Annotated in this window: 2 protein-coding genes; both read right to left on the bottom strand. The window is 72.9% G+C overall.

Annotated features, from left to right (window positions below):
- Positions 1–169, bottom strand: a 169-nt coding sequence (locus ABD999_RS44085; RefSeq protein ID WP_219552639.1) for a polyketide synthase docking domain-containing protein, incomplete at its 3' end; no start/stop codon positions are given.
- Positions 170–186: 17 nt separating this feature from the next.
- A partial coding sequence (locus ABD999_RS43700; RefSeq protein WP_345483301.1) for a type I polyketide synthase occupies positions 187–2,266 on the bottom strand: 2,080 nt, incomplete at its 5' end.

Raw genomic sequence — 2,266 nt, 5'->3', positions numbered from 1 at the left:
CCCACAACTCCTCCGGACCACCCACCCCACCCGGAAAACGACACGCCATCCCCACGATCGCCACCGGCTCATGCCTGCGCCCCTGATCCTCAGCCAGCCGCTGACGCGTCTCCGCCAGCTCGACGGTCGCGCGCCTCAGGTAATCGCGAAGCTTCTGCTCGTTCTCCATCGCTCCGGCCCTTCCAGTCACAGGTCGTTGTCGATGAGGGCGAAGATCTCCTCATCAGAGGCGTCGTCGATCTTGTCCACCACCGTGTCGGGGCGGCCGCCGTCCGGTTCGGTGCCGAAGCGGGCCAGGCCGCTCTTCAGCACGGCGACGAGCTTGCCGCGGATGATCTCGCTGTCGTCCTTGGCGGTGGTGAGCATCGACCCCACGTGCTCCAGGGCGCCGCGCAGCATGTCCTCGGGCGACGGCTGCGTGGGAGCCAGCGCGTCGAACAGGTGCTGCGCCAGCACCCGCACGGTCGGGTGGTCGAAGACGAGGGTCGCGGGCAGCCGCAGCCCGGTGTCGGTGTTGAGCCGGTTGCGGAGTTCGACGGCGGTCAGTGAGTCGAAGCCGAGCTGGTTGAAGGCCCGGTCGATGCCGACCTTGTCCGCGCTGCCGTGGGCGAGCACTGCTGCGACGTGGTCGCGTACGGTGTCGGTGAGCAGCCGCAGCGCCTCGTCCCGGTTCAGCTCCGACAGCCGGGACACCAGCGACCCCGCGCCCTCGGCCCGTCCGGCGGCGCGGCGTGGCACGCGGACGAGGCCGCGCAGCATTCCCGGCAGCGTGTCGTTCTCCGCCCGCGCCCGCAGCCCCGCCATGTCCCAGCGGGCCGCCACCACCACCGGATCGACATCGCCGGCCAGGGCCGCGTCGAACAACGCCAGCCCTTCCTCCACCGCGAGCGGCGCGATCCCCGCGCGGGCCAGCCGCGCCTTGTCCGCCTCCGCCAGAACACCGGTCATGCCGGACTCCACGTCCCAGAGTCCCCAGGCCACGGAGACCGCCGGCAGCCCCGCCGCACGCCGGGCAACCGCCAGCCCGTCCAGGAACGCGTTCGCCGCCGCGTAATTGCCCTGGCCCGCGTTGCCCAGCACTCCGGCCAGCGAGGAGAACAACACGAAGAACCCCAGATCCCGGGTCAGCTCGTGCAGGAACCAGGCGGCGTCCGCCTTCGGCCCCAGCACCCCGCTGATCCGCTCCGGAGTCAGCCCCTCGACCAGCCCGTCGTCCAGCACCCCGGCGACATGGACCACACCGGCCAGCGGCCCGGCCGAGGCCACCACGTCCGCGAGTTGCGCACGGTCGGACACGTCACACGCCGCCACCCGCACTCGGGCACCGGCGTCCTCCAGCTTGGCCACCAGCTCCGCCGCGCCCTCGGCCCGAGGCCCGCGCCGAGACACCAGCACCAGATCCCGCACCCCGTGCAGTTCCACCAGCCGCAGCGCCACCAGAGCACCAAGTCCCCCGGTCCCACCGGTCACCAGCACCGCACCAGACCTGGAGGTGGCGGAAGGAGTGGTCGTGGGGCGGCGGATCAGGCGAGGGGCCAGGATCTGCCCGTCGATCACCCGTACCTGCGGCTCCCCCGAAGCCAGCACCGCGTCCCAGCCCGAGAACCCCTCCGGCACCTCCGCCAGCACGAACCGGCCCGGCTGCTCACTCTGCGCCGACCGCACCAGCCCCCACACCGCCGCACCGGCCACATCCCCCGGCCGCGTCGCGAACACGACCGGTGACGCCCCAGCCTGCTTCACCGCCGCAAGCACGCGCGAGGTCAGCTCCCGAACCGCCACCGGAACGTCCGCCGACCCGCTCACACACCACACCACCTCCGGCTCCACCGAGCCAGGCGCGGCGGGAGCCACCTCGGCCCACTCCACCCCGTACAGCGGCAGACCGGCCGTGGCGAGCGACTCGGCCGGCACCGGGCGCGCTCGCAGGGAGTCCAGCGAGAACACTGGACGCCCCGAGGGACCGGCCGCCTCGATGGCGCACCCGTCAGGACCGGTCCTGGTCAGGCGGACCCGCAGCGTGCCCGCCCCCGCCTCGTACAGCCGCAGGCCGCGCAGCTCGAAGGGCAGGCGCAGCTCGTCGGCGGGGTCGGCGACGAGCAGCGGGTGGAACACGGCGTCGAACAGGGCGGGGTGGATGCCGAAGCCGGTCACGTCCACGCCCTCCGGCGCCACCACCTCCGCGAACAGCTCCTCACCACGACGCCACAACGCCCGCAACCCCTGGAACGCCGCACCGTACTCGTAACCCCGCTCCCCCAGCCGC

This window comes from Nonomuraea ferruginea (assembly GCF_039540635.1).
GTDB classification, from domain to species: domain Bacteria; phylum Actinomycetota; class Actinomycetes; order Streptosporangiales; family Streptosporangiaceae; genus Nonomuraea; species Nonomuraea ferruginea.
Note: the sequence above shows the minus strand (reverse complement) of the source record. Positions and strands in the feature narration are given on the sequence as shown.